Genomic DNA, 26,993 nt, shown 5'->3' on the forward strand with positions numbered 1-26,993 from the left:
AGGGCCCGCGGGCAGCCGCCTCTCAGGGCGACACACCTGCCACGGCCTTGGTCGCCACACCTGACACGCCCTAGTACTAGGTCGCCATCACCACCTCGGGGACGCCGGGGGCGGACCGGTGGGCCGGGTCGCGTACCTCGCCGACCAGCAGTTCGAGTACGTCCTCCAGGGCCACCAGGCCCAGGACCTTGCCCGAGCCGTCCACCACCTGCGCCAGGTGGGTGGCCGCCCGGCGCATGACGGTCAGCGCGTCGTCGAGCGGCAGGTCCGGGCGGAGCGTCGTCATCGGGCGCCACACCTGCTGGGGCACCGCCCGGTCGGACTCCTCCAGGTCGAGAACGTCCTTCACGTGCAGGTAGCCCATGAAGGCGCCGTTGCCCGCGCCGACGGGGAAGCGGGAGTAGCCGGTGCGGGCGGTCAGCCGGACGATCTCGCCGGGGGTGACCGACGGGCTGACCGTCACCAGGGACTCGCGCTTCAGAAGCACGTCCGTCACCGGGCGGGAGCCCAGCTCCAGGGCGTCCTCCAGCCGCTCCTGCTCCTCCGGGTCGAGCAGGCCCGCCTGGCCGGCGTCCTCCACCAGCCGGTTGAGCTGCTCGCTGGTGAAGACGGCCTCGATCTCGTCCTTCGGCTCCACGCGGAAGAGCCGCAGCACGGCCTGGGCGCAGGCGCCGAGGGCGACGGTGATGGGCCGGCACAGACGCGCGAACCAGACCAGGCCGGGGCTGAGCCACAGCGCGGCCTTCTCCGGGGCGGCCATGGCGAGGTTCTTCGGGACCATCTCGCCGATGACGAGGTGGAAGAAGACCACGGCCGCGAGGGCTACGACGTAGGTCAGCGGGTGGATCACGCCCTGCGGCAGGTGGATCCACTCGAAGACGGGTTCCAGCAGGTGCGCCACCGTCGGCTCGGCGACCGCGCCCAGGGTGAGCGAGCAGACGGTGATGCCGAACTGGGCGGCGGCCATCATCTGCGGCAGGCGCTCCAGGCCGTGGAGGACCTGACGGGAGCGGGCGGTGCCGAGGGGTTCGATCTGGCTGCGGCGCACCGAGACGAGCGCGAACTCGGCACCGACGAAGAAGCCGTTCGTGAGCACGAGGAGCCCTGCGAAGACGAGTTGGAGGACGCTCATCGGGCGGCCTCCACGGCCACGCCGGTGCGCACCAGGCGGACCCGTTCGGCCCGGTAGTGGCCGACGCGGCGTACCGACAGCCGCCAGCCGGGCAGTTCGGCCCGGTCGCCGACGGCGGGGATCCGGCCGAGCAGGTCGGCGACGAGCCCGGCGACCGTCTCGTACGGTCCCTCCGGCGCGTCCAGGCCTATGCGCCGCAAAGTGTCGACGCGGCAGCTGCCGTCGACGTCCCAGGCGGGCCTGCCGTCCTCGGGCGGCACGGGGGCGAGTTCGGGCGTGTCCAGCCCGTCGTGCTCGTCGCGGACCTCGCCGACGATCTCCTCGACGATGTCCTCCAGGGTCACCACGCCGGCCGTGCCGCCGTACTCGTCGACGACGACGGCGATGGGCTGCTCGCTGCGCAGCCGGGCCAGCAGCGGCTGGACGGGAAGGGTCTCGGGGACGAGCAGCGCCGGGCGGGCGATGCGGCCCACGGGGGTGCGCAGCCGGTCCTGGACGGGGACGGCCAGGGCGTCCTTGAGGTGGGCCATGCCGACGATCTCGTCGATCTTCTCGCGGTAGACGGGGAAACGGGACAGGCCGGTGGCGCGGGTCAGGTTGACCACGTCCTCGGCGGTGGCCGACGCCTGGAGGGCGCTGACCTTCACGCGCGGGGTCATCACGTGCTGCGCGGTCAGCTCGGCCAGGGACAGGGTCCGCACGAAGAGGTCGGCGGTGTCCTGTTCGAGGGTGCCGGCCCGGGCGGAGTGGCGGGCCAGGGAGACGAGTTCGCCGGGGGTGCGGGCGGAGGCCAGCTCCTCGGCGGGCTCGACGCCCAGGGCGCGCACCAGCCGGTTGGCGACGGCGTTGAGGCCGGCGATGACCGGACGGAAGAGCCGGGCGAAGACATGCTGCGGGCCCGCGACGAAACGCGCGACCTGCATCGGCTTGGACACCGCCCAGTTCTTCGGCACGAGCTCGCCGATCACCATCTGCACGGCGGACGCCAGCAGCATGCCGACGGCGACGGCGACACCGGAGACGGCGCCCTCGGGAACGCCGAGGGCGGTGACGGGGCCGTCGAGCAGCTCGGCGAGCGCGGGTTCGGCGAGCATGCCGACGACGAGCGAGGTGATGGTGATGCCGAGCTGGGTGCCGGAGAGCTGGAAGGACAGCTCCTTGAGCGACTCGACGACCGTGCGGGCCCGTCGGTCGCCTTCGGCGGCGGCCTTCTCGGCGTCCGGGCGCTCCACGGTGACCAGGCCGAACTCGGCGGCCACGAAGAACCCGTTGGCGAGAATGAGCAGGAACGCGGCTGCAAGGAGCAGCAGGGGCGTTGTCATGATGCCGCCGCCTCCACGTCGGAGGGGGCGGCGCAGGTACTACAGGACGAACCGTCCATCGCCGGAGAGGGTCACTCCTCGGTTAGCAGGAACCCCTGTGCACCCGGCCGGGCGCCACAGGGGTGGGGGCGAAAGGGGAACGCCTCCGTCACCAGATTAATCAAGACAGGCACTTTTGCGGCAGGGCGGGCGGCCCCGAGTCAGCCCTGATCCTTCCCCGGGTCGGACTCGGGGTCGCGGACGGAGCGGTTCTCCACGAGGGCGCGCAGGGCGCGCGCGTCGGCGATGGCCTGCTGTTTGGCGATGCCGGGCTGGATGCCGAGCGCGGGGAGGCTGGTGCCGTCGCTGAGGTCGAGGAACACCCAGGGGTCGCCCGGCCGGAGGTTCACCCGGAGGATCTCCGCCCAGTCCAGACGCCGCCTGCTCGCGATGTTGACAACGGTGACGCCGGTGTCGTCGGCGACGACCCGTACCCGGGCGAGCTGGGCCAGCACCCAGAAGACGAGGCCGCCGGTGAGGATGAAGCTGAGCCGCTCGCCGGGGCCGAGCTGCTCCAGGAGCAGCGCGATCCCGGAGATGACGACGAAGATCACCGCTCCGGCCGTGAGAAGCACCACACGGGTGCGTCCGGGCCGGAAGGTGACGGGGAGGTCGGGCAGGTCGGACATCGCTGCGTATCCCCCGGGGGTCAGAGACGGCAGGCGTGGATGGCCGTGGTGAGGATGGCGCGGGCGCCGATCTCGTAGAGGTCGTCCATGATCCGCTGGGCCTCCTTGGCGGGGACCATGGCGCGGACGGCGACCCAGCCCTCGTTGTGCAGCGGAGAGACGGTGGGCGACTCCAGGCCCGGGGTGAGCGCGACGGCCTTCTCCAGCTGCTCGACGCGGCAGTCGTAGTCCATCATCACGTACGTCCGGGCGACGAGGACGCCCTGGAGGCGGCGCAGGAACTGCTGCACCTTGGGCTCGGCCTCGTCGGGCTCGGCGCCGGTGCGGCGGATCACGACGGCCTCGGACTGCATGATGGGCTCGCCGAAGACCTCGAGGCCCGCGTTGCGCAGCGAGGTACCGGTCTCGACGACGTCGGCGATGACCTCGGCGACGCCCAGTTCGATGGCGGTCTCGACGGCGCCGTCGAGGTGGACGACGGAGGCGTCGATGCCTTCCCAGGCGAGGTGCTTGGCGACGATGCCCTCGTAGGAGGTGGCGACCGTCTTGCCCTTGAGGTCCGCGAGGGTGCTCGCGGTGCCGGGCTTGGTGGCGTAGCGGAAGGTGGAGCGGGCGAAGCCGAGGGGGAGGATCTCCTCGGCTTCGGCGCCGGAGTCGATCAGCAGGTCGCGGCCGGTGATGCCGATGTCGAGGCGGCCGGAGGAGACGTAGATGGCGATGTCGCGGGGGCGGAGGTAGAAGAACTCGACCTCGTTGCCCGGGTCGACGATCCGCAGTTCCTTGGACTCACGGCGCTGCTGGTAGCCGGCCTCATGCAGCATCTCCCCCGCAGGTCCGGACAGGGAACCCTTGTTGGGGATGGCGATGCGCAGCATGGGGTCGGCTTCCTTCGCGTGATGTGTCGGCGTGGTGTTGACGGACGCGGGTCACAGGTGGGCGTAGACGTCGTCGAGGGAGATCCCCCGGGCGACCATCATCACCTGGACGTGGTACAGCAGTTGCGAGATCTCCTCGGCGGCCGCGTCCTTGCCCTCGTACTCGGCGGCCATCCAGACCTCGGCGGCCTCTTCGACGACCTTCTTGCCGATGGCGTGGACGCCCTTGCCGACGAGTTCGGCGGTGCGGGAGGTGGCGGGGTCGCCGGTGGCGGCCTTCTGCTGGAGCTCGGTGAAGAGCTCCTCGAACGTCTTCTTGGACATGGTGTCGCCCACTGTACGCGCTGTGCCGACCGGGCTAATGCCACGGTTCGGATACTGAGCGCAGGGTGGCCGCCGTGGCCACCGCCGCCGTCACCGCCTCGTGTCCCTTGTCCTCGTTGGAGCCCTCGATGCCGGCCCGGTCCAGGGCCTGTTCCTCGGTGTCGCAGGTGAGGACGCCGAAGCCGACGGGGACGCCGGTCTCGACGGAGACCTGGGTGAGGCCCTGGGTCACGCCCTGGCACACGTACTCGAAGTGGGGGGTGCCGCCGCGGATGACGACGCCGAGGGCGACGATCGCGTCGTAGCCGCGTCCGGCGAGGACCTTGGCGACGACGGGGAGCTCCCAGCTGCCGGGGACCCGGAGCAGGGTCGGCTCGTCGATGCCCAGGTCGTGCAGGGCGCGCAGGGCGCCGTCGACCAGACCGTCCATCACCTTCTCGTGCCACTGGGCCGCGATGACGGCGACCCTGAGGTCGCCCACATTGCGTACGGACAGTTCGGGTGCGCCCTTGCCGCTCACGTTCTCGTCTCTCCTCGGTGCTCGTCTTGCCGGTTTGCCGCTTGCTGGTTGCCGCTTGGTGCCGCTACTGGTTGCCGCAGGGGGACACGGGGGCCGTGTCCAGCCAGGGCAGGTCGTGTCCCATCCGGTCGCGCTTGGTGCGCAGGTAGCGGATGTTGTGCTCGCCCGCCTGTACGGGCATCGGCTCGCGGGCGCTGACCTTGAGGCCGTGCCGGACGAGCGCGTCGGTCTTCTCGGGGTTGTTGGTCATCAGGCGGACGCCGCGCACCCCGAGGTCCTCCAGGATCCGCGCGCCGGCCGCGTAGTCCCGGGCGTCGGCGGGCAGGCCGAGCTCCAGGTTGGCGTCGAGGGTGTCGTGGCCCTGCTCCTGGAGTTCGTAAGCCCGCAGTTTGGACAGCAGGCCGATGCCTCGGCCTTCGTGTCCGCGCAGGTAGACGACGACTCCGCGGCCCTCGGCCTGGATGCGCTCCAGGGAGGCGTCGAGCTGGGGGCCGCAGTCGCAGCGGGCGGAGCCGAACACGTCTCCTGTGAGGCATTCGGAGTGGACCCGGACGAGCACGTCCTCGCCGTCGCCGATGTCGCCGTGGACGAGGGCGACGTGCTCGACGCCGTCGACGGTGGAGCGGTAGCCGTACGCGGTGAACGTGCCGTGGACGGTGGGGAGCCGGGTCGCGGCCTCGCGGCGGACGGTGGGCTCGGCGGAGCGGCGGTAGGCGATCAGGTCCTTGATGGAGATGATCGTCAGGCCGTGCTTGCGGGCGAAGGGGATGAGTTCGGGGAGCCGGAGCATCCGGCCGTCCTCGCCGGCGATCTCGACGATCGCGCCGGCCGGGCGCAGGCCGGCGAGCCGGGCGAGGTCGACGGCGGCCTCGGTGTGGCCGTCGCGGACCAGGACGCCGCCGGGCTTGGCGCGCAGCGGGAAGACATGGCCGGGCCGGACGAAGTCGCCGGGTCCGGCGACGCCGCCCGCGAGGAGCTGGAGAGTGGTGGCGCGGTCGGAGGCGGAGATGCCGGTGGTCACGCCGTGCGCGGCGGAGGCATCGACGGAGACGGTGAAGGCGGTCTTCATCGACTCGGTGTTGTCGGCGACCATCTGCGGCAGGTCGAGGCGGTCGAGTTCGTCGCCCTCCATGGGCGCGCAGATCAGGCCGCGGCACTCGCTCATCATGAAGGCGACGATCTCGGGGGTGGCCTTCTCGGCGGCGATGACGAGGTCGCCCTCGTTCTCCCGGTCCTCGTCGTCGACGACCACCACGGGGCGGCCGGCCGCGATGTCGGCGACGGCCTGCTCGACGGGGTCGAGGGTGAAGTCCTCGACGGCGTCACCGGGGTACGTGATCTGTGCCGGGTTCATGCCGGCGCTCCTTCCAGGGCGGGCCGCGGTCCCCTGCGGGAGCGCAGCCACCAGTCGCGCATGCCCCACAGGACGAGCGCGCCGTAGATGACGTAGACGAAGCCGGAGAAGGCGTAGCCGTTGGCGAAGTTCAGGGGGACGCCGACGAGGTCGACGAGGAGCCAGGCGAACCAGAACTCGACCATGCCGCGGGCCTGGGCGTACATGGCGACGATGGTGCCGACGAAGATGTAGGCGTCGGGCCAGGGGTCCCAGGACAGGTCCGGGTAGGCCTTGAAGAGGAGGGCGACGGCGACGGTGCCGGCGGCCGCTGCGGCGAGCATGGCCGCGCGCTCGGTCCAGGTGGCGAAGCGGGGGGCGATGTGGCCGTCGTCGGTGCGGCCCTTGTCGCGGTTCCACTGCCACCAGCCGTACAGGGCGACGACCATGACGACGGCCTGCTTGCCGGCGCTGCCGGTGAGGTGGCCGAAGAAGGCGCCGAAGAGGATGAGGCCGGAGAGGAACTGGACGGGCCAGCTCCAGATGGAGCGGCGCCAGCCGAGCGCGAGGGCGACCAGACCGAAGATGTTCCCGATCATGTCCGACCAGAGGATGTGCTGGTCGAGGAGGGTGAACGCCTCTGAGTTGAGCCAGTTCACCGGGTGCCTCCCTGACCGGCCATCAGCCGCTCGACGTACTTGGCCACGATGTCCACTTCGAGGTTGACCGGGTCGCCGGGCTGCTTGCGGCCGAGCGTGGTCAGGGCGAGGGTGGTGGGGATGAGGCTGACGGTGAAGTAGTCGGGGCCGGCGTCGACGACGGTGAGGCTGATGCCGTCGACGGTGATCGAGCCCTTCTCCACGACGTACCGGGAGAGACCGGCGGGGAGCGAGATCTTGACGATCTCCCAGTGCTCGGACGGCTTGCGCTCCAGCACCTCGCCGGTGCCGTCGACGTGACCCTGCACGATGTGCCCGCCGAGGCGCGCACCGACGGCGGTGGGCCGTTCCAGGTTGACGCGGGAGCCGACGGTCAGGGCGCCGAGGCTGGAGCGGTCGAGGGTCTCCGCCATGACGTCCGCGGTGAACTCGTCGCCCTCGTGTTCGACGACGGTGAGACAGACCCCGTTCACGGCGATGGAGTCGCCGTGCTTCGCGCCGTCGGTCACGACGGGGCCGCGCAGCCGGAAGCGGGAGGCGTCGCCGAGATTCTCGACGGCGGTGACCTCACCCAGCTCTTCGACGATTCCGGTGAACACTTCCCGGGTCCTCCTGCCTCTTCGGGCACGGACTCCGGGGCTGTCGAGACGACAGAAGTACGGGCGAGGACACCGGGGCGACGCCGGACAGACCCGTCCGCGGACGGGTACGCATACGGCGGCGCGCACGAATGCCCGCCCGCCGCGCACTGCCTCCCATCCGGACTTTAACCGTCGGTCCAGGAATTCCACCTGGTCAACCGGTCGCTGGAAGCGACCGGGTCGCGGACTGTAACCGCCGGTTCGGACTTTCACCGACCCCGGAGTGCGCTGCTTTAGGTACAGGGCCAGTGTGCCACGCCGGATCCACGTCCATACGGGTGAAGGATGTGGGGTGCCTCACAGGAATTGGTCCGTACCTGTTGACGCACTGGTCTAGTCCTCTTAATGTCGACGGACACGGCCCCGGCGGCGGTGACGACGGCCCTTGCCCGCCGCCGGGACCCCTGGCACCGTGCGTCACCTGGCGCGCGAACGCCCTCGGCGCGCCTCGGGCGTCGCGCCGAACAACTCCCCCTGAGCGGACTGACGTGCCGTCAGCAGCGCGCCGTGCAGCACCGCGCCGCCACCCAGGGTGCCGGGCCGCACCTCCGTCGGCAGCGGCGCCATCCGCCTCAGCCGCTCGGCCACCCGGGCGGCGAGCGCCTCCCCTCCCGCCTGGCCGACCTCGCCGCCGAGCACCACGCATCCCGGGTCGAGGACGGCGACGACGGACGCCACCCCGATGGCGACCCGGTCGGCCAGCACATCGAGGAACCGCACGGCGACCTGGCTCCCCGCGAGGTCAGCCGCCTGCGGCGCCTCGGCCTCCGGTCCACCGCTCCTCTCCCCCACCGCGGCCACGGCCCACCGCACCAGAGCGGCGGCGTCCGGCTCACCGGCCGCCGCCGCCCACACCTCGCCGCGTGCCGCCGCCGGCACTCCGCACTCCCCCGCCAGCTCCACGATCGCCGCCGAGCCCGCCAGGCTGTGGAAGCCGCCCTCGCAGTCCCTCGCCGACGGGAGGGCGCCCGTGCCCGGCACCGGGAGGAAGCCGATCTCACCCGTGCCGCCGGAGGCCCCCCGGCGCAGGGCGCCGTCCAGGACGACGGCCGCGCCGGTGCCGTGGCCCAGCCAGAGCAGGACGAAGGTGTCGCGGTCCCGGGCCGCGCCCGCGTGCTGCTCGGCCAGGGCGGCGAGATTGGTCTCGTTCTCGACGCTGACGCGGGCCTCGGGGAGCCGTTCCTGGAGGGCGGCGACCAGCCGGCGGTGCCAGGCGGGCAGGCCGGAGGAGACCCGCAGTTCGCCGCTCGCGGGGTCGATCAGGCCGGGCGCGCCGATGCCGACGGTGTGCAGCCGGTCGGCCCCGGCCTCCTTCACCGCCCGCTCGACCAGCGTGACCGCCTGCTCCACCGCGGGACCCGTGCCGGCGTCGTCCCCGATCGGCGCGGACGCCTCGGCGAGGACCCGGCCGAGCAGGTCGGACACGACGACGGTGACGCCCTCGGTGCGCACGTCCAGCGCCGCGAGCTGGGCCCGGCCGGCGACGATGCCGTAGACCCTGGCGTTGGGGCCGCGCCGCTGCGCGCCGGTCTCGCCGACGACCTCGATCAGCCCGGAGGCGGCGAGGCGCTCGACGAGGTCGGCGACCGTCGGCCGGGACAGGCCGGTGAGTTCCTTCAACTGCCCGGCCGTCAGAGGGCCTTCGTCCTGCAACAGCCGCAGGGCGAGCCGGTCGTTGATGGCCCGGGCGGTGCTCGGGGATGCGGGCATGCGGGGAATCCTCCCATGGGGAACCGGCGTCGGCTCCTGGCGGCCCCTATTTATCAGGCAGGCTTCCTGATAGTTTACGGCGCGCACCGTACGACGGTCCGGAGAGGGGACGAGGAGCATGAGCGAAGTGATCTGCGCACCCACGGAGGTGAAGCGGGCCCGGTACGCCGTGGCCGCCGTCTTCGCCGTGCACGGCGCGGTCACCGGCTCCTTCGCCACCCGCGTCCCCTGGATCCAGGACCACGCCTCGGTGAGCGCGGGACAGCTCGGGTTCGCTCTCGCCTTCACGGCGTTCGGCGCGTCGTGCTCCATGCCGCTGGCCGGCCGGATCTCCCACACTCTGGGCAGCCGGACCGCACTGCGCGCGCTGATCGCGTCGTGGACGCTGGCCCTGGTGCTGCCCTCACTGGCGCCGAACCTGCTCACTCTGTGCCTGGCGATGTTCGTCTACGGCGCCACGGCCGGCATGGCCGACGTCGCCATGAACGCGCTGGGCGTCGAGGTGGAGCGGCTGCTCGACAAGTCGATCATGTCCGGGCTGCACGGGCTGTGGAGCGCGGGCGCGCTGGTCGGTTCGGCGGGCGGGACGCTCGCGGCGCACCTCGGCGCGGACGCGCGCGTGCACCACGCGCTGGCGGCGGCCGTCCTGACGGCGCTCGGTCTGCTGGCCTGCCGCTGGGTGCTCGACGTGCGGCCCACCGAGGACGAGGAGCCGCCGCCGCGGTTCGCGCTGCCGCCCCGCTCGGCGCTGCTGATCGGCGCGGTCGGGTTCTGCGCGGTGTTCGCGGAGGGCGCCGCGCTGGACTGGTCGGCCGTGTACCTGCGCGATCAGCTGGAGTCGTCGGCCGGTGTCGCGGCGGCCTGCACGACGGGCTTCATGCTCACCATGGCGGTGGCCCGGATCGCGGGCGACGCGGTGGTGAATCGTTTCGGCGCGGTGCGTACGGTACGGGTGGGCGGCGTGCTGGCGGCGCTGGGCGGGCTGCTGATCGTGTTCGGACGTCACCCGGCGGTGGCCACGGGCGGGTTCGGGCTGATGGGCCTGGGCATCGCCGTCGTCGTCCCGCTCTGCTTCGCGGCGGCCGGGCACAGCGGGCCGAACCCCAGCCAGGCCATCGCGGGCGTCGCCACCATCACGTACACCTCCGGCCTGATCGCGCCGAGCCTGATCGGCGGGGTGGCGCAGATGACGAGCCTGGTGGTGTCGTTCGGCGTGGTGACCTTGCTGGCCTGCGGCCTGGTGGTGTTCGCGGGGGTGCTGGGCGGCGGCGAACGGATGCCTGAGCGGGCCGCCGCACGGAGCGAGACGGTGGCCGAGCCCCGCGCCTGAGGGGCTCGACGAGGGGCGGACGGGCAAGCGGTCGATTGCATTCCGGTTTTCGCGTGAGAATGGGCCGGACATCCGCACTCCCACGAAAGCGAAACCGCACCATGGATCTTGGCGTCGGCTGGAAACTGCACGGCGACGGACGCACCCCCGCGCCGGGCGCGGTGGTCCGCCCCGACGAGCGGCTCTCCTGGCCCCGCACGGTGGGGCTGGGCGCGCAGCACGTGGTCGCGATGTTCGGCGCGTCCTTCGTCGCGCCCGTCCTGATGGGGCTCGACCCGAACCTCGCGATCATGATGTCGGGCGTCGCGACCGTGATCTTCCTGCTCGCCACCCGCGGCCGCGTGCCCAGCTACCTGGGCTGCTCGCTGTCCTTCGTGGGCGTGGCGGCCGTCATCCGCGCCCAGGGCGGCACGAGCGCCACGGTCACCGGGGCGGTGCTCGTCGTGGGCGTGGCGCTGTTCCTGGTGGGGCTGGCCGTCCAGCGGTTCGGCGCGCGGATCATCCACGCCGCGATGCCGCCGATCGTGACCGGCGCGGTCGTGATGCTGATCGGCTTCAACCTCGCCCCGGTGACCGCTTCCACCTACTGGCCGCAGGACCAGTGGACCGCGCTGCTGGTCATGGCGTTCACCGCGCTGGCCGTGGTCTGCCTGCGCGGCTTCTGGTCCCGCGTCGCGATCTTCCTGGGCCTGGTCTTCGGCTACGCGGTCTCCTGGGCGTTCGACCGGATCTTCGGGCGGATCCACTCGGCGGACGCGAGCGGCAAGGTCACCGACCACTGGCGGCTGGACCTCTCCGGGGTCGGCCGGGCGGACTGGATCGGCCTGCCCTCCTTCCACGGACCGAGCTTCCAGTGGTCGGCGATCCTGGTCGCGCTGCCGGTCGTCATCGCGCTGGTCGCGGAGAACGCCGGGCACGTCAAGGCGGTCGGCGAGATGACCGGCGACCCGCTCGACGACAAGCTCGGCACGGCGATCGCGGCCGACGGCCTCGGTTCGGTGCTGTCCACCGCCGTCGGCGGCCCGCCGAACACCACGTACTCCGAGAACATCGGCGTGATGGCCGCGACCCGCGTCTACTCGACCGCCGCCTACTGGGCCGCCGCCGGTTTCGCGCTGCTGTTCGGCCTGTGCCCCAAGTTCGGCGCGGTGGTGGCCGCCGTCCCGGGCGGCGTCCTCGGCGGGATCACCGTCATCCTGTACGGCATGATCGGGCTGCTCGGCGCGCAGATCTGGACCAACGCGGGCGTCGACCTGCGCAACCCGCTGAACCTGGTCCCGGCCGCCGCCGGCATCATCATCGGCGTCGGCAACGTCACCCTGACGTTCACCGACACCTTCTCCCTCAGCGGCATCGCGCTCGGCACCCTCGTCGTCATCGTCGGCTACCACGCGCTGCGCGCCTTCGCCCCCGCCCACCTCAAGACCCAGCAGCCCCTGCTGGACGAGGGCACCAGTTCCTACGACGACCCCGAACGCGCCAGCTCGTAGGCGTACGACGGGCTGAACGACCCCGCCTCGCCCTTGCAGCCGTCGGACTCGCCGGGCAGTTTCACCCACAGGTAGGCGTCGACGCGGGCCTCGCCGGTGTCGAGGGTGGGGGCCCGGCCCACCGCTCGGCCGTCCGGGTCGCACCACTCGCCGCCGGCGGGCGCGCCGTTGCCGTTGCGGCTGGTGTCGATGACCGCGCCGAGGCCCGCGGGGCCGCCCAGCGCGGCGAGGACCTGGCGGGCGTAGGCGACCTCGTCGGCGGTGCGCTGGTAGTTGGAGACGTTGCTGAAGATCCCGGCGGACGCCGCGGAGGCCGCGCCCGCCTGCCTGAGCAGGTCCGCCTGCCGCGCCGGCCCGTTCCAGTGGGAGTGGCCGGCGTCGTAGTAGACGCGCGCCTTGGGGTCGGCCGCCGTGAGCACCCGGCCCGCGCGGGCCAGCGAGGCGAAACGGGCGGCACGCCGCTCCGCCGGGAGGCAGTCGGCGTAGGCGATCGCGTCGGGCTCCAGGATGACGACAACCTCCCCCGAGCCGAGGCCGGCGGCGAACCGGTCGATCCAGGCGTCGTAGGCGTCGAGGTCGGGGGCGCCGCCCCCGGACGCCCCGCCGCAGTCCCGTTCGGGGATGAGGTAGGGCACGAGGACCGGAACCCGGCCCTGCGCGGCGGCGCCCGCGGTGACGGCGCGGACCCGGGAGGTGATCGTGTCCGGCGTGTGGTCGGCGAACCACACCGCGGCCGGCCGGCTCGCGATGCGCGACTCGATGACCGCGCGGCGCGCGTCACCCGGGTTGGCCCGGACCCAGTCCGCGACCTGGGACTCGGGGTGGCGGTAGAGCCGGCCCGGCGCGGCCGCCCCGTGTCCCTTCCGGCGGGCCCCGGCGGTGGGCGCGGGTGAGGCGCTCCGGCCGGCCGCGGGCGTCCTTCCGGAGGCTGACGGAGAAGGCGACGCGGCCGGGGACGGGGAGACGGGTGCAAGGGCCCGGGGGCCGCTGGTCTCCGGCCGCAACGGCTCGCTCGCCCTGCCCCGGCGTCCGTCGCCGGTGTCGTCGCCGTCGCCGGACGACGCCACCATGGCGGCCGCCGCGGCCAGGGCGACGGCCCCCGAGGCGACGGCGACCACGACGCGCCGCCGGACGGCCCGTCGCTGACGCGGTACTCGCACGGTGCTGCTCCCCCTCCCGCGCGACGGGCACGTCCCCCGTTCCGGGGAAGCCCCGGGCCCGCCGGCGCGCGAGTCAGCCTAGGGCTGCGACCCTTCCCCCATGCCGCACTCGGAACAGTCCGCCCCACCCGTCACCCCGGCCGCCGCCGCTCTCGACGGGGTGCTCGCCCGGATGCGCGGCCTTGACGCGGCCCTGCCACCGCAGGACGGGATCGCGGTCTTCAACCGGATCTGCCTGACCGTCAGACGGGAGTCCCAACGGCACGTCAGCACTGGCCTGTTCGCGGCCCCCGGCACCGCCGGCACGCTGGACGTTCGGCTCGCCCAGCGCTACCTCATGGCGGTCGACGCGGACGCCCGCGGCCGCCGTCCGCCGGCCTGCTGGCGCCCGCTGTCGCAGCTCCGCCGCCATCCCGGCGTACGGCCCGTGCAGTTCGCGCTCGCGGGCATGAACGCGCACGTCGGCCACGACCTCGCGCTCGCCGTCGTGGACGCCTGTCGTAGCCTCGGCTGCGAACCGGCGGACATGGAGGACGAGTTCGACCGTGTGGGCGATCTCCTCGTCACGCTGGAGGAGCGCATCCGCGAGGAGCTGACGCCGGGCCCCGATCTTCTGCGGATCACCGATCCGCTCACCCATCTCCTGGGCTCGTGGAGCCTGGAGCGCGCCCGGGACGCCGCCTGGTCCACGGCCCGCGCCCTGTGGGCCCTGCGCCGACTCCCGGACCTCGCCCGGGAGTCGACCGACCGCCTCGACGCGGCGGTCGGCTTCGCCGGCCGGATGCTGCTCACCCCGCTGTGAGCCCGGCCCTCACCACTGCTCAGTCCTCCGGGAGTTCCACCGGGGCGATCTCGTCGTACAGGTCGCCGGGGCCCGGGTTGGTCGCGTCGGTCTCCCCGCCGAAGTGGTGCATCACTCCCCAGACCGCGTTCAGCGCGGTCTGCACGGCGCCCTCGGCCCAGCCCGCGGTCCAGGAGATGTCGTCGCCGGCGAGGAAGATGCCCCGCTTGTCCTCGGGAAGCCGGTCCTGCATGAAGTGGGTGAACAGGCGCCGCTGGTAGCGGTAGTGGCCGGGCAGGTTGGCCTTGAACGCGCCCATGAAGTAGGGCTCGTTCTCCCAGGAGACCGTCACCGGGTTGCCGATGATGTGCTTCCGGATGTCGACCTTGGGATAGATCTCGCCGAGCGACTTCAGCATGACCTCCATCCGCTCGTTCGCGGACAGCGGCAGCCACTTCAGGCTGTCGTCGCACCAGGTGTAGGAGAGGCAGATGACGGCGGGCTTGTCGGGGCCGTCGTCGAGGAGGTAGGTCCCGCGCGTCATACGGTCGGTGAGCGTCATCGACATGACGTCCCGGCCGGTCTCCTCGTCCTTGTCCAGCCAGAAGGGGCGGTCCACCGGCACGAACAGCTTCGAGGACTCCATGTAGTGAGTGCGCTCGATGGCGGTCCAGTGGTCGATCGGGAAGAGCGAGTCGTCGCAGGCGATCTTCGACAGCAGCATCCAGGACTGGGCGGTGAAGATCGCCGCCCGGTAGGTGCGGATGTCGCCGTGCGCGTCCGTCACGGTGATGCGGTTGCCGGCGGTGCGGTGCAGCCTGGTCACGGCCGGGCGGGGCTCGCCGCCCTCGTGCAGGGTCGCGAGCGAGGTCCCCTGGGCCCAGTGGACGATCTTCTCCGGCTCACGCTCCCACAGGCGCAGCGGCAACTGCTGGCTGCCGCCGACGATGCCCCGGTGGTAGTCGTCGGCCTCGGTGTAGACGACGCGTAGGATCTCCAGGATGGAGTTGGGGAAGTCGGTGTCCCAGCCGCCGGTGCCGAAGCCGACCTGGCCGAAGATCTCGCGGTGGCGGAAGGACTTGAACGCCTCGGAGTCGCAGAGGAAGCCGTAGAAGGTCTGGTTGTCGAGCTTCTCGACGAGCTTGGACCAGATCTCGCGGATGCGCGGCACGTCCCGCTCGCGCAGGGCGCGGTTCATGTCGCTGAAGTCGGCGCCCTCTTCGAGGCACTTCGCCCAGGCCTCCGCCACGTCCCGGTAGACGTGCGGGAGGTCGTCGATCGTCTCGGCGTAGTGGGACTCGCCCTTGAGGTCGACGACGGTCGAAGGCGTCGCCTCCGAGAGGGGGTTGGGGAACGGGCGGGTCTCCAGACCCACCAGGTCGATGTAGTGCTGGAGCGCCGTGGAGGACGGCGGGAAGCGCATCGCGCCCATCTCGGCGGTGAGCGAGGGGTCGCAGCCCTCGAAGCCGACGGTGCGCAGCCGGCCGCCGATGCGGTCCGCCTCGTAGACGACGGGCTTGAGGCCCATCTTCATCAGCTCGTACGCGGCCACGATGCCGGACAGTCCGCCGCCGATGACCGCGACCTCGGCGCCGTGCTCGGTCGCCGGGATCTGGCCGAGCCCCGCCGGATGGGCGAGGAAATCGTCGTAGGCGTACGGGAAGTCCGGGCCGAACATGGTGATCGGCGGCTGCTGCGCGTCGGTGTGCTCGACGGCGTTGGGCACCGTGGACGTCATGGGGTGCGGACTCCTTGCGGCGAGGAAGAGCGGGGGTGGGGGCGGGGGCGGCCGGGGGCCGGTCAGACCAGGGAGCCGTAGAGGCCGGGCCGGCGGTCCTGCAGGTAGGGGTTCGCCTCGCGGGAGGCGGCGAGGAAGGCGGGGTCCACGTCGGCGAACACCAGTTGCTCCTCGCGTCCGGCGCGGGTGCGGGCGACGCCGTCGGGGCCGGCCAGCGTGGACAGCCCGACGAACTCGAACTCCCCTTCCACACCGACCCGGTTGACGTACGCGACGTACATCTGGTTCTCGAAGGCGCGCACCGGGATCATCGACTCGGCGACGAACTGGAAGGGGTGCATCTGCGCCGTCGGCACCACCAGGAGGTCGGTGCCGGCCAGGGCGTGGGCGCGGACGTTCTCCGGGAACTCGACGTCGTAGCAGACGAGGAGGCCGACGGTGAGGCCGTTCAGCTCGGCCTGGACGACCTGCTGCCCGCCGGGGGCGAAGTGGTCGCGCTCGAAGCAACCGAAGAGGTGGGTCTTGCGGTAGCCGGCGAGGCGGGCGCCGTCGGCGGAGATCAGCTGGACGGAGTTGTGCACCGTCGCGCCCTCGCGCTCCGGGTAGCCGTACGCCACGGCGAGCCCGTGCCGGCCGGCGATCTCGGCGACCGCGTCGGCCGAGTCGCCGTCGGCGGGCTCGGCGAGACGGGCGATGTCGTCGCCGATCGCGTACCCGGTGAGGAACATCTCCGGTGTGACGAGCAGCCCCGCGCCCGCGTCGGCGGCCCGGCCGGCGGCCTCGTCGAGGACCTTGAGGTTCTCGGCGACCGAGCCGGGCCGGCCGGAGCTCTGGAGCAGGGCGGTGCGCATGCGTGATCCTCACCGGGGACAGGGGTGATTGTGGGGGCCACGTAGACGGTACGGGCGTGGCCCTCGGCGGAACAAGAAGCACCCGTTGCGCGCCGACCAGCGGCTTGTTGCGTAGATTCCGGGCGGGGCGGCGATTCGTTGCGCGCACTGGGATGGGCTTCAACGGCAGTGCGCTCGCGCCGGTCTCACCGCCCGTGCCGTGAGCACCGCCGCCACCAGCAGGTACGGCGCCGCGAACAGCGCGAACGTCGTGGTGTGGGCGCCGGTGGAGCTGAGGGCGGTCGCGTACGTGGCGTAGACGGCGATGGTGTTCAGCTCGGTGGCCAGGCCCGCCAGCGAGGTGACGGTGGCCCGGCCGGTGCCCTCGATGCGCTGCTGGAGGCGGGCGTCGGCGAGCACCGTCGCCAGCTGGAAGCCGCCGAAGGCCGCGGCCACCAGCGCGATCCCGGCCGGTGTCCCGGCGGCCGCGCCGACGGCGAGGGCGAGCGCGGAGACCGCGAGCAGCGCGGCGAGCCCCTTGGGCGCGCTGCCGAGGCGTTCAGCCGGACCGGCGAGCAGGCTGCCCGCCGTGACGCCCGCCCAGATCACCACGAGCAGGTAGGGGACGGTCGCGTCCGCCACGCCCGTCTCCCTGGCCAGCAGGGAGGTGTACTCGTCGAGCGCGCCCCAGACCGCCCCGACGGCCGGGACGAGCAGCAGCGCGCCGCGCACGGAGCGGTCACGGCGCACCTCGCCGAGCCCGGACCGCAGGGCGGCGGCCCAGCCGGCGGCGGCCCCCTCGTCCGCTCCGGAAGCGGGACCGGCGGCCGGGTGGCGGTGTTCGGGGAAGCGGGTCGCCGTCGCGGCGCAGAGCAGGCAGGCCAGGACGCTGGCCGCGCCGACGGCCGGGTAGCCGTGGGCCGCGAAGACCGGGCCGGCCGCCGCCATGGCCGTCATCGCGGCGGCCTGTCCGGCCGCGTGGGCCCGGCCCATGACCCGGGCGTACGTGTCCGCCGCGCCGAGCCGCTCCAGCTCCTCGTAGACCAGGGCCTCCAGGGCCCCGGAGCCCAGCGCGCCGCGCGCGCCCCACAGGACGAAGCCGAGCGCGAAGGCCCAGTACGAGGGGAAGAGCACCCACAGGGCGAACCCGGCCCCGCCGAGCAGCGGGCCGAGCCACAGCAGGGTCCGGCGGGAGACGGCGTCCGCCCAGGCGCCGGAGGGCACCTCCAGCAGCACGCCGGTCGCCGACCACAGGACGAACAGCGAGGACATCTGCCAGACGGACAGCCCGGTGTCGGCGAACAGCAGCGCGTACACCGGGTAGAGCAGGACGAACTCGTCGAGGAACGCGTAAACGTACAGCGTGGCCGTGAGACGACCGGGGGTGGGTGACATGGGGCCTTCCCGAGGGGGCGGTTCGAACGTCGTGGACACGACATCCGAGGCGGCCCTCGGGAGGCATGAGCGGTGGATCAATGTCGCCAGGTCATGAACCCGATGCTAGCCCCGACCGCCCCACCGGCCACCGGAATTTTCCCGACCCGCAGCCCGACCCCCCGGGGGCCGGCCCCGCCCTGACGGCACAACCCCGGCGCCTCGACCAGCGCGGCCGGGTACCGGCTTCCCCCGGAGCCCCACCCCAGGGGTCCCGCCAGCAGCTCGTCCAGCGGCCCAGCCCCGGCACCTCAGCCCGACAGTCGACCCGGTGGCCTGCCTGACGCCCCACCCAGCAGCCCCTGAACCTGCTCGGCCCACCGGGCCGGAAGCGGTTCCGGCTCATGCGGGACGAGTGGTCCGAGGGCGCCCTCGGCGCTGTGCCAGGCCGCCGCTGAGCCCACCCGGCGGCCCCGCCCCACGGCTCAGCCCGGCCCAGCGGCCGGCGTCACGTCGGGGAGCCCGACGAGAAGCGTCTCAGGAGCGGGGACAGGACCAGCACCGACTTGGTGCGCTCCACGAAGGGCTCGCCCGCGATGCGTTCCAGCACGCGTTCGAAGTGGCGCATGTCGGCCGCGAAGACCTGGGCAACCGCGTCCGCGTCCCCGGTGACGGTGGAGGCGGCGACGACCTCCTGGTAGCGCTCCAGGCCCCGCTGGATGGTCTCCGGGGAGGTGTTGCGCCGGCAGTAGATCTCGACGAACCCCTCGGTCTCCCAGCCGAGCGCAGCCGGGTCGACGCGGACGGTGAAGCCGGTGATGGCCCCGGTGGCGCGCAGCCGGTCCACGCGCCGTTTCACGGCGGGGGCGGAGAGGCCGACCAGCTGGCCGATGTCCGCGTAGGAGCGGCGGGCGTCCTCGGCGAGGGCGTGCACGATGCGTTCGTCGAGATCGTTCAGCACGGCGGTTCGTTCACTTCACTTCTGACGCAGCTGACGCTGCTGGCGGTGCGAGACGGGAGCGGCGGTAGCCGTAAAGGAAGTAGAACACGAGCCCGACGGCCATCCAGACGCCGAAGACCATCCAGGTGATCGCGGACAGGCTGCCCATCATCCAGACGCAGAAGGCGAAGCCCAGAACGGGCAGAAGCGGCGACAGCGGGACGCGGAAGGTGCGGGACATGTGCGGGCGCGTCCGGCGCAGGACGACGACGGCGACGTTGACCAGCGCGAAGGCGAACAGGGTGCCGATGCTGGTGGCGTCGGCGAGCTGCCCGAGCGGGACGGCGGCGGCGAGGACGCCGCAGAACAGGGAGACGATCAGCGTGTTGGCGCGGGGTGTGCCGGTCCTCGGGTGGACGCGGGAGAACACCTTGGGCACGAGTCCGTCGCGGGACATCGCGAAGAGGACCCGTGTCTGGCCGTAGAGCACGGTCAGGACGACGCTGGCGATGGCGACGACGGCGCAGAACGCCAGCAGGGTGCCCCAGAAGGTCTGCCCGGTGACGTCGCGCATGATCTGGGCGAGCGCGGCCTCGGAGTCGGTGAAGCTCCGCCAGGGCCGGGCGCCGACGGCGACGGCGGCGACGAGGACGTACAGCACCGTCACGATGACCAGGGAGAGCATGATCGCGCGGGGCAGGTCGCGCTGGGCGTTCTTCGCCTCCTCGCCGGCGGTGGAGGCCGCGTCGAAGCCGATGTACGAGAAGAACAGCGTCGCCGCCGCCGCGCTGACGCCCGTCATGCCGAGCGGCATGAAGTTCTCGTAGTTGCCCGAACGCAGGCCCTGGACGCCGATCGCGCAGAACAGCACCAGCGCGGCGATCTTCACGACGACCATGACGGTGTTGGCGCGGGCGGACTCCCGGGCCCCGCCGAGCAGGAACGCCATGGCCAGCAGGACGACGACGAGGGCGGGCAGGTTGAACACGCCTCCGTCGCCCGGCGGGGCGGACAGCGCGGCCGGGATGGTGACGCCGAGTGTGCCGTCGAGCAGTTCGTTGAGGTACTCGCCCCAGCCGACGGCGACGGCGGCCACCGACACGCCGTACTCCAGGACGAGGCACCAGCCGCAGACCCAGGCGACGAGTTCGCCCATCGTTGCGTACGCGTACGAGTACGAGGAGCCGGCGACCGGGATGGCGCCCGCGAGCTCGGCGTAGGACAGGGCCGAGAACAGGGCGGTGAGGCCGGCGATCACGAAGGAGAGGGTGACGGCGGGGCCGGCCTTGGGGACGGCCTCGCCGAGGACGACGAAGATGCCGGTGCCCAGCGTGGCGCCGATGCTGATCATGGTCAGCTGCCAGAGGCCGAGGGAGCGCCGCAGGGCCCCTCCCTCGCCCTGACCGCCCTCGGCCACCAGGCGTTCCACGGGCTTGCGCCGCATCAGACTGGCGACCGGACCCGGGGACGGCGGGGCGGCCTGGGTGCGGTGGTCGGGGGGTGCGCCATGGTCGAGCACGCTCTGACTCCTTCGTCGCTGCCTCTCGACGCGAAGGGGCCCCGGCGGGCACACCTGCACCGGGCAGGAACCCACCGAGCGGGGTCCCCGCCACGCCACGTACAGCGCACGACACTATGACCAGGGACGTCGCAGGTGTAATGCAGCAACGATGCGCACACACGCAAGTTCGTTGCGTTCACGGCGGCAGGGTGCACATTCGTTGCGGTGAGCGCCCCGATGGGGGTGCGGGGAGCCGCGCGACCGGCCACGACCGCCCCGCACCCACAGAACCCGGCCCCACCTGCGGAGCCGGCCGGGGAGCTACCAGCTGGCGTGCAGCGGCTTGCCCTCCGCGTAGCCCGCCGCGCTCTGGACGCCGACGACGGCGTTCTCGGCGAACTCCGCCAGGGAGCCCGCGCCGGCGTAGGTGCAGGAGGAGCGGACGCCCGCGATGATGGAGTCGATCAGGTCCTCGACGCCCGGGCGGGCCGGGTCGAGGAACATGCGGGAGGTGGAGATGCCCTCCTCGAACAGCGCCTTGCGGGCGCGGTCGTAGGCCGACTCCTCGGCGGTGCGGTTGCGGACCGCGCGCGCGGAGGCCATGCCGAAGGACTCCTTGTAGGCGCGGCCGTCCGCGTCGTGCTGGAGGTCGCCGGGGGACTCGTAGGTGCCGGCGAACCAGGAGCCGACCATCACGTTGGACGCGCCGGCCGCGAGGGCCATCGCCACGTCGCGCGGGTGGCGGACGCCGCCGTCGGCCCACACGTGCTTGCCGTGCCGGCGCGCCTCGGCGGCGCACTCCAGGACGGCGGAGAACTGCGGCCGGCCGACGCCGGTCATCATGCGGGTGGTGCACATGGCGCCGGGTCCGACACCCACCTTGACGATGTCGGCACCCGCCTCGATCAGGTCCCTGACGCCCTCGGCGGAGACGATGTTGCCCGCGGCGATCGGGACTTGGGGGTCCAGGTCGCGCACCAGCCGGACGGCGTTGATCATCGACTCCTGGTGGCCGTGGGCGGTGTCGATGACGAGCGTGTCCACGCCCGCGTCGAGCAGCAGCTTGGCCTTCTCGGCGAAGTCGCCGTTGATCCCGACGGCGGCGGCGATCCGCAGCCTGCCCTCGGCGTCGGTGGCCGGCGTGTACAGCGTGGCGCGCAGGGCGCCCTTGCGGGTGAGGATGCCGGCGAGCCGGCCCTCGGAGTCCACGGCGGGGGCGTAGCGCCGGTTGCGGCGGTCGAGGGTGTTGAAGGCCTCGCGCGGGTCGATGTCCGCGTCGAGCAGCAGCAGGTCCTTGGACATGACCTCGCTGAGCTGCGTGAAGCGGTCCACGCCGGTGAGGTCCGCGTCGGTGACGACGCCGACGGGGCGGCCGTCCGCGTCGACGACGACGCCCGCGTTGTGGGCGCGCTTGGGCAGCAGGGCCAGCGCGTCGGCGACGGTCTGGTGGGGCGCGAGCACGATGGGGGTGTCCAGGACCAGGTGGCGGCCCTTGACCCAGGAGATGACGTCGGTGACGACGTCGAGGGGGATGTCCTGCGGTATGACGACGAGTCCGCCTCGCCGGGCCACGGTCTCGGCCATGCGGCGGCCGGCGACGGCGGTCATGTTGGCCACGACCAGCGGGATCGTGGTGCCCGTGCCGTCCGGTGAGCTGAGGTCCACGCCCTGCCGCGAGCCCACGGCGCTGCGGCTCGGCACCATGAAGACGTCGTCGTAGGTCAGGTCGTGGGCGGGCTGGATGTCGTTGAGGAAACGCACGTGCTGCACATCCCGGTCGATCAGAGGTGACCCCCGGGCAGGTAGCCAGGGGGGAGAAGCACGTACTTCATTCTCCCACGGGGCCCGCGGCGCGCCGCCCGGTCGGATCGTCCAGGGGAGCCGCGCCGCCGTTAGGAGGATCGTCCGAGGGCCAGCACCACGGAGAGGGCGGGGGCCCGGTCCACCGCCGAGGAGAACACCGCCTGCGCGATCTCCCACTCCTCCGGCCGCGCCTTCGCGTACGGCATCCAGTTCCGTACGACCACGAGCATGCCCTCGGTGTCGGGGCGGGCGGTCAGGTCGCTGAGGCTGTCGGCGAGGGCGTCCCAGTTGCGCCCGAACCGGTCGGGCAGCTCAAGGTCGCGGACGCAGCGGTCCATCAGGTCGGCCTTGTCCTCGACGCCGTCGAGGTCCAGCGTGAGCACGTGATCCGTCATCCAGGCACCGCCCTGCGCGAGTCGGGGTCTCCGGTTCCGGGGACGGCCGGGCGGCCGCCCCCGTGTCTGACGTTACGTCAGGAACCGTCGGGATCTGTGCGGTTGAGGGCCGGTTTCGGCATCGGTCCGGCCGTCATCAGGTAGTCCGCGGCCGAGGTGTCCGTCACCAGGCTGGTGACGAGCCCGGACCTCAGCACCGCGTCGATCGCGGCCGCCTTGCGCTGCCCGCCCGCGATCGCGACGACCTCGGGGACGCGGCGGAGCTGGTCGGCCTTGACGGTGATGCACCGCTCGCCCAGATCGCGCCCGACCCGGCGGCCCTCCGCGTCGAAGAGGTGCGCGGACATCTCGGCGGCGACGCCGAGCGAGGCGTAGTGGCCGCGTTCCTCGTCGCTGAGCATGTCGTGCACCGTGGAGATGCCCGGCTCCCAGGAGCCGATGGAGACGCAGGCGACCGTGACCTTGTCGAAGTACTCGAAGGCCCGGGCGATCCCGGTCTGGTGGCGCAACGCGGCGGCGGTGGCGGCGTCCGGCAGCAGCATCGGCGCGTAGATGGGGTGCGCGTCGCCGCCGGACACCTGGGCCGCGCGGCGGACGGCCTCGACCGAGCCGCGCTCGGCGGTCCCGGCGTCGTACACGCCCGTCAGCTGCACCACCGTGCACGGGGGCAGCCGGTCCAGCGCCGCCGCCATGTGGATCGTGGAGCGGCCCCAGGCCAGGCCCAGGACGTCCCCCTCGTTGACGAGTTCGCCGAGCAGGTCGGCGGCCACTTCTCCCAGGTTCTCCGGGTCGGGCGACTCCTCGACGTCCGCCGGGGACTCGACCACGACGGCGTGCCTGAGGCCGTAGCGGGCGCGGAGCGCGTCGGAGCGCTCGGCGTCCAGTTCGGCCGGCACACGGATCTCGATGCGTACGAGATCCCGTTCGAGAGCGGTTTCCAGGACCCGGGCCACCTTGAAGCGGCTGACGCCGAACTCCTCCGCAATCTGGATCTTGGACTTGCCCTCGAGGTAGAAGCGGCGGGCCATGGCCGCCGCCTGAACCAGCTCAGCGGGTCCCATCCGCATGGCTGACCGGCCCGCCGACATACCCGACACGGCGATCTCCTCACTGCTGTTCACACTTGGATTCGCCGTTCATCCTTGCAGATCCGGCGCACTCGATCAGTCCCGATGAAAGCCGTTCACGTACCTGTGGCTCAGTGGTCGCACGCCCAGGAGGCCTTGGCGGTGGCCGCTTCCGCCTGCGTGCGCAATGCACGTACCGCCTCGGCCGGGTCCTCGGCGCCGTAGACCGCCGACCCGGCCACGAACACGTCGGCGCCGGCTTCCGCGCACCGCTCGATCGTCGAGGCCGAGACACCGCCGTCCACCTGGAGCCACAGCTGCAGGCCGTGCTTGCCGATCAGCTCCCGGGTGCGGCGGATCTTGGGCAGCATGATGTCGAGGAACGCCTGCCCCCCGAAGCCCGGCTCCACCGTCATGACCAGCAGCATGTCCAGCTCGGGCAGCAGGTCCTCGTACGGCTCGATGGGCGTGGCAGGCTTGAGCGCCATGGACGCGCGGGCGCCCTTCGCCCTGATCTCGCGGGCCAGGCGGACGGGTGCGGCGGCCGCCTCCACGTGGAAGGTGACCGACGAGGCGCCCGCCTCGACGTACTGCGGGGCCCAGCGGTCGGGGTCCTCGATCATGAGGTGGCAGTCCAGCGGGGTGTCCGTCGCCCGGGCCAGGGACTCCACCACGGGCACGCCGAGCGTGAGGTTCGGGACGAAATGGTTGTCCATGACGTCGACGTGGAGCCAGTCGGCTCCCTCCGCCGCCTTCGCCTCGTCCGCGAGGCGGGCGAAGTCGGCGGACAGGATGCTGGGGTTGATCTGCGCGGCCATGCCTCCAAGCCTGCCATGCCCTCCGGCGGTCGGTGGCACCGGTCCGGTGGCTGGTCCCCGTGGGGCCGGTCGCGGGCCCCGGGCAGGTCCCCGTCCGGCGTCAGGCGGTGCGGCGGAGGATCGCCAGGTACATGGCGTCCGTGCCGTGCATGTGGGGCCAGAGCTGGACGTCGGGGCCGTCGCCGAGGGCCGGTACGTCCGGGAGCAGGGGACGGGCGTCGATCAGCTCGGCCCCGGGGTGCTGCTTGAGGATGTCGGCGACGACTGCGCGGGTTTCGGCGAGGTGCGGCGAGCAGGTGGCGTAGCCGACGACGCCGCCGACGCGCACGGACTCCAGCGCGGAGCGCAGCAGCCCCCGCTGGAGGGGCGCGAAGCCCTCCAGGTCTTCCGGCCGGCGCCGCCACCGCGCCTCGGGCCGGCGGCGCAGGGCACCGAGCCCGGTGCAGGGCACGTCCATCAGCACCCGGTCGAAGGAGCCGGGCCGCCACGGCGGGCGGGTCCCGTCGGCCGCGATGACCTGGTACGGGCCCGGGTTGCCGTCCAGGGCCTTCGCCACCAGGCCCGCCCGGTGCGGCTGCTTCTCGGAGGCGAGGAGCAGCGCGCCGCGCTCGGCCGCGAGGGCCGCCAGCAGCGCGGCCTTGCCGCCGGGTCCGGCGCAACCGTCGAGCCAGCGCTCGTCGCGTCCCTCCAGCGGGGCGGCGGCGAGCGCGAGGGCGACGAGCTGGCTGCCCTCGTCCTGCACGCCGGCCCGCCCCTCCCGCACGGCGTCGACGGCCCCCGGCTCGCCGCCCTCGGTGAGCCGCACGGCGTACGGCGACCAGCGGCCCGGCACCGCAGCCTCCTCGCGCAGCAGCTCGTCCACGGTGGACCGGCCGGGCCGGGCGACCAGCGTCACCTCGGGCCGCTCGTTGTCGGCCTCCAGCAGGTCCTCGATGCCGTTGCGGCCGCCGCCGAGGGAGTCCCACAGCGCGGAGACGACCCACCTCGGGTGCGAGTGGACGACGGCGAGATGGTCCTCGGGGTCGTCGTCGTAGGACGGGGCGACCTGCTCCAGCCACGTGTCGAGGTCGTGCTGCGCCACCTTGCGGAGCACGGCGTTGACGAACTTGGCCCGCCCGTCCCCGAGCACGACCCGCGCGAGCTCGACGGAGGCGGAGACCGCGGCGTGGGTCGGGATGCGGGTGCCGAGCAGCTGGTGCGCGCCGAGGCTGAGCACGTCCAGCACCGGCGGGTCGACCTCCCTGAGCGGCCGGTCGACGCACGCGGCGATCACGGCGTCGTACGTCCCCTGCCGCCGCAGCGTCCCGTACACCAGCTCGGTGGCCAGCGCGGCGTCCCGCCCGTCGAAGTCCCCGCTCTCGCGCGCCTTGCGCAGCAGCGGCGGCAGCACGAGGTTGGCGTACGCGTCCCGCTCGTCCACGGCCCGCAGCGCCTCGAACGCGAGGATGCGGACGGGGTCCTTCTGAGGCCGGCGGTAGGGCTTGCCGGTGGTACGGGGCCGGGAACGGCGGGGCTGATCGCTCACGAAAAAGGTGCTCCGGGTGAAGGTGAACCAGACTCCCTCAGCGTACGCGGCACCCGTCGGGCCCGGACCGCGGGCCGGGGCCCGCAGAAGCCGGGGCGGCGCCCCTGCCCGTCGGGCCCGGGCCTCAGCCGCCTACGTGCTCGCCCTCCGTGATGCGGGCTCCGCGGGCCCAGTCCGCCGCGCTCATCGGCTTCTTGCCCTGGGCCTGGACCCACAGCAGCTCGACGGCGTACGAGCCGGTGCCGACGTGGACGCTGTTCTTGCCTACGGCGAGCGCGCCGGGGGCGATGTCGTCGCGGCCCGGGACCGGACGCACCTGGATCAGCTTCAGCCGCTCGCCCCGGAACGTCGTCCAGGCGCCCGGAGCGGGCGTGCAGCCCCGCACGACCCGGTCGACGCGCAGCGCTGGCGCGGCCCAGTCGACCCGCGCGTCCTCCACGGTGATCTTCGGGGCGAGGGTGACGCCGTCCTGCGGCTGCGGCACGGCCTTCAGGGTGGCGTCCTCGATTCCGTCCATCGTCGCCGCGAGGAGACCGGCGCCCGCGTAGGCGAGCCGGGTCAGCAGGTCCCCGCTGGTGTCGGTGGCGCGGACCTCCTCCGTCACCGTCCCGTAGACGGGCCCCGAGTCCAGCCCCTCCTCGATGAGGAACGTGGAGGCGCCGGTGATCTCGTCCCCCGCCATGACGGCGTGCTGCACGGGCGCGGCCCCCCGCCACGCCGGCAGCAGCGAGAAGTGCAGGTTGACCCAGCCGTGCGCCGGGATGTCGAGGGCCGCCTTGGGCAGCAGCGCGCCGTAGGCGACGACGGGACAGCAGTCCGGCGCGATCGCCCTGAGCCGCTCCAGGAACTCCGGCTCCTTCGGCCTGGCCGGCTTGAGCACCTCGATGCCGGCCTCCTCGGCCCGCTGGGCCACCGGGGAGGCGACCAGCCGCCGTCCCCGCCCGGCCGGGGCGTCGGGCCGCGTGACGACGGCGGCCACCTCGTGCCGCCCGGAGGCGATCAGGGCGTCCAGGGCGGGGACGGCGACCTCGGGGGTGCCGGCGAAGACGAGCTTCAT

25 protein-coding genes and 1 riboswitch are annotated in these 26,993 nt (G+C 72.8%); of the genes, 3 read left to right on the forward strand and 22 right to left on the reverse strand.

Annotated features, from left to right (window positions below):
* Positions 1-76: 76 nt before the first annotated feature.
* The 10 genes from ACIOC0_RS23180 to ACIOC0_RS23225 form a co-directional block, all read right to left on the reverse strand.
* Entirely contained in the window at positions 77-1,132 is a 1,056-nt protein-coding gene (locus tag ACIOC0_RS23180; RefSeq protein WP_402157228.1) for a hemolysin family protein, read from the reverse strand.
* On the reverse strand, positions 1,129-2,454 hold the full coding sequence (locus ACIOC0_RS23185) for a hemolysin family protein (RefSeq protein ID WP_402157230.1): 1,326 nt from the start codon (positions 2,452-2,454) through the stop codon (positions 1,129-1,131). The genes ACIOC0_RS23180 and ACIOC0_RS23185 overlap by 4 nt, the downstream gene beginning before the upstream one ends.
* Positions 2,455-2,654: 200 nt before the next feature.
* Positions 2,655-3,122: a PH domain-containing protein gene (locus ACIOC0_RS23190; protein ID WP_402157231.1), complete on the reverse strand. Its 468-nt coding sequence runs from the start codon at positions 3,120-3,122 to the stop codon at positions 2,655-2,657.
* Positions 3,123-3,142: 20 nt separating this feature from the next.
* Complete coding sequence (gene hisG / locus ACIOC0_RS23195) at positions 3,143-3,997, reverse strand: ATP phosphoribosyltransferase (protein ID WP_402157233.1); 855 nt, start codon at positions 3,995-3,997, stop codon at positions 3,143-3,145.
* Between the two features lie 51 nt (positions 3,998-4,048).
* Positions 4,049-4,321, reverse strand: coding sequence for a phosphoribosyl-ATP diphosphatase (locus ACIOC0_RS23200; protein ID WP_081223298.1), 273 nt, complete (start codon positions 4,319-4,321; stop codon positions 4,049-4,051).
* A gap of 34 nt (positions 4,322-4,355) precedes the next feature.
* Positions 4,356-4,841: a 6,7-dimethyl-8-ribityllumazine synthase gene (gene ribH, locus ACIOC0_RS23205; RefSeq protein WP_030946752.1), complete on the reverse strand. Its 486-nt coding sequence runs from the start codon at positions 4,839-4,841 to the stop codon at positions 4,356-4,358.
* Between the two features lie 64 nt (positions 4,842-4,905).
* The gene (locus ACIOC0_RS23210) at positions 4,906-6,195 is read right to left on the reverse strand and encodes a bifunctional 3,4-dihydroxy-2-butanone-4-phosphate synthase/GTP cyclohydrolase II (RefSeq protein ID WP_402157235.1); all 1,290 of its coding nucleotides are present in this window, start codon (positions 6,193-6,195) and stop codon (positions 4,906-4,908) included.
* A complete protein-coding gene (locus ACIOC0_RS23215; protein WP_130444579.1) occupies positions 6,192-6,833 on the reverse strand; it encodes a nicotinamide mononucleotide transporter family protein in 642 nt (213 codons plus the stop codon). Before ACIOC0_RS23215 ends, ACIOC0_RS23210 begins: the two co-directional genes overlap by 4 nt.
* Positions 6,830-7,432 (reverse strand): riboflavin synthase, encoded by a 603-nt coding sequence (locus ACIOC0_RS23220; RefSeq protein ID WP_402157237.1) that lies wholly within the window; start codon positions 7,430-7,432, stop codon positions 6,830-6,832. Before ACIOC0_RS23220 ends, ACIOC0_RS23215 begins: the two co-directional genes overlap by 4 nt.
* A 142-nt stretch (positions 7,433-7,574) precedes the next feature.
* Positions 7,575-7,705, reverse strand: a riboswitch (FMN riboswitch).
* Between the two features lie 186 nt (positions 7,706-7,891).
* Positions 7,892-9,184, reverse strand: a complete 1,293-nt coding sequence (locus tag ACIOC0_RS23225; RefSeq protein WP_402157239.1) for an ROK family transcriptional regulator — start codon at positions 9,182-9,184, stop codon at positions 7,892-7,894.
* Between the two features lie 118 nt (positions 9,185-9,302).
* Here ACIOC0_RS23225 and ACIOC0_RS23230 point away from each other — a divergent pair, with 118 nt between their 5' ends.
* Both ACIOC0_RS23230 and ACIOC0_RS23235 read left to right on the forward strand, forming a co-directional pair.
* Positions 9,303-10,514, forward strand: a complete 1,212-nt coding sequence (locus ACIOC0_RS23230) for an MFS transporter (RefSeq protein WP_402157240.1) — start codon at positions 9,303-9,305, stop codon at positions 10,512-10,514.
* A gap of 101 nt (positions 10,515-10,615) precedes the next feature.
* Complete coding sequence (locus tag ACIOC0_RS23235) at positions 10,616-12,004, forward strand: uracil-xanthine permease family protein (RefSeq protein ID WP_402157242.1); 1,389 nt, start codon at positions 10,616-10,618, stop codon at positions 12,002-12,004.
* On the opposite strand, the gene ACIOC0_RS23240 is transcribed toward ACIOC0_RS23235, so the two are convergent.
* Entirely contained in the window at positions 11,974-13,122 is a 1,149-nt protein-coding gene (locus ACIOC0_RS23240) for a glycoside hydrolase family 6 protein (RefSeq protein WP_402157659.1), read from the reverse strand. The genes ACIOC0_RS23235 and ACIOC0_RS23240 overlap by 31 nt on opposite strands.
* Before the next feature lie 142 nt (positions 13,123-13,264).
* Between ACIOC0_RS23240 and ACIOC0_RS23245 the strand changes: the two genes are divergently transcribed.
* Positions 13,265-13,966: a DUF5995 family protein gene (locus tag ACIOC0_RS23245; RefSeq protein ID WP_402157244.1), complete on the forward strand. Its 702-nt coding sequence runs from the start codon at positions 13,265-13,267 to the stop codon at positions 13,964-13,966.
* A gap of 19 nt (positions 13,967-13,985) precedes the next feature.
* Here the strand turns inward: ACIOC0_RS23245 and ACIOC0_RS23250 are convergent, their stop codons facing one another.
* The 11 genes from ACIOC0_RS23250 to fmt all read right to left on the reverse strand — a co-directional run bounded on the left by ACIOC0_RS23250 (position 13,986) and on the right by fmt (position 26,993).
* Positions 13,986-15,683: a flavin monoamine oxidase family protein gene (locus ACIOC0_RS23250; protein ID WP_402157245.1), complete on the reverse strand. Its 1,698-nt coding sequence runs from the start codon at positions 15,681-15,683 to the stop codon at positions 13,986-13,988.
* 62 nt (positions 15,684-15,745) lie between these two features.
* Positions 15,746-16,534 carry a carbon-nitrogen hydrolase family protein gene (locus ACIOC0_RS23255; protein WP_402157246.1) on the reverse strand — a complete coding sequence of 263 codons (789 nt, stop codon included), beginning with the start codon at positions 16,532-16,534 and terminating at the stop codon, positions 15,746-15,748.
* Positions 16,535-16,693: 159 nt separating this feature from the next.
* Positions 16,694-17,908: an MFS transporter gene (locus ACIOC0_RS23260; protein WP_402157247.1), complete on the reverse strand. Its 1,215-nt coding sequence runs from the start codon at positions 17,906-17,908 to the stop codon at positions 16,694-16,696.
* A gap of 487 nt (positions 17,909-18,395) precedes the next feature.
* Positions 18,396-18,848 carry an Lrp/AsnC family transcriptional regulator gene (locus ACIOC0_RS23265; RefSeq protein WP_130444560.1) on the reverse strand — a complete coding sequence of 151 codons (453 nt, stop codon included), beginning with the start codon at positions 18,846-18,848 and terminating at the stop codon, positions 18,396-18,398.
* A gap of 10 nt (positions 18,849-18,858) precedes the next feature.
* Positions 18,859-20,346 (reverse strand): amino acid permease, encoded by a 1,488-nt coding sequence (locus ACIOC0_RS23270; protein WP_402157250.1) that lies wholly within the window; start codon positions 20,344-20,346, stop codon positions 18,859-18,861.
* 303 nt (positions 20,347-20,649) lie between these two features.
* Positions 20,650-22,089, reverse strand: a complete 1,440-nt coding sequence (locus tag ACIOC0_RS23275; RefSeq protein ID WP_402157660.1) for a GuaB1 family IMP dehydrogenase-related protein — start codon at positions 22,087-22,089, stop codon at positions 20,650-20,652.
* 131 nt (positions 22,090-22,220) lie between these two features.
* Positions 22,221-22,526 (reverse strand): barstar family protein, encoded by a 306-nt coding sequence (locus tag ACIOC0_RS23280; RefSeq protein ID WP_402157252.1) that lies wholly within the window; start codon positions 22,524-22,526, stop codon positions 22,221-22,223.
* A 77-nt stretch (positions 22,527-22,603) separates the two neighbouring features.
* Positions 22,604-23,647 (reverse strand): sugar-binding transcriptional regulator, encoded by a 1,044-nt coding sequence (locus tag ACIOC0_RS23285; RefSeq protein WP_402157253.1) that lies wholly within the window; start codon positions 23,645-23,647, stop codon positions 22,604-22,606.
* A gap of 77 nt (positions 23,648-23,724) precedes the next feature.
* Positions 23,725-24,411, reverse strand: coding sequence for a ribulose-phosphate 3-epimerase (gene rpe, locus ACIOC0_RS23290; protein ID WP_402157255.1), 687 nt, complete (start codon positions 24,409-24,411; stop codon positions 23,725-23,727).
* 100 nt (positions 24,412-24,511) lie between these two features.
* Entirely contained in the window at positions 24,512-25,936 is a 1,425-nt protein-coding gene (locus ACIOC0_RS23295) for an RsmB/NOP family class I SAM-dependent RNA methyltransferase (RefSeq protein ID WP_402157258.1), read from the reverse strand.
* Between the two features lie 124 nt (positions 25,937-26,060).
* Entirely contained in the window at positions 26,061-26,993 is a 933-nt protein-coding gene (gene fmt / locus ACIOC0_RS23300; RefSeq protein WP_402157259.1) for a methionyl-tRNA formyltransferase, read from the reverse strand.

This window comes from Streptomyces sp. NPDC088254, from assembly GCF_044740925.1.
Classification (GTDB): Bacteria; Actinomycetota; Actinomycetes; order Streptomycetales; family Streptomycetaceae; genus Streptomyces.